The sequence below is a fragment of the Pseudoalteromonas sp. CR1 genome (genome assembly GCF_019392235.1).
In the GTDB taxonomy this organism is placed as follows: Bacteria; Pseudomonadota; Gammaproteobacteria; order Enterobacterales; family Alteromonadaceae; genus Pseudoalteromonas.
Genome location: NZ_JAHXRM010000363.1, coordinates 1 through 260 on the forward strand (window position 1 = coordinate 1; position 260 = coordinate 260).

At 66.5% G+C, this 260-nt stretch carries 1 protein-coding gene; it reads right to left on the reverse strand.

The window, feature by feature from the left end; genetic code table 11:
• Positions 1-25: 25 nt before the first annotated feature.
• Positions 26-260: HNH endonuclease (locus KZZ04_RS19720; RefSeq protein ID WP_368735907.1), on the reverse strand; the 235-nt coding region annotated here is incomplete at its 5' end.

Genomic DNA, 260 nt, shown 5'->3' on the forward strand with positions numbered 1-260 from the left:
GTCGACAGCCGAAACGCTCTGACTTTTAGACCCCCCTACCCCCACCCACCGAGCCGCGTTCTTCACGTTGCTTGGTCACGTCGTGATGGTAGCGGCACAGGGACTGGAAGGGGCCTGCCCAGAAGCGCCCGACATCGCCGCGGTGCGGCTCGATGTGGTCGCAGACCGTGGCCGCAGTCACGCTATCCTCTGCGAGGCACATTCGGCACAGAGGCTCGGCCTGCAACTGAGCGAGCCGCTGTGCCTGCCACCGGCCGGTG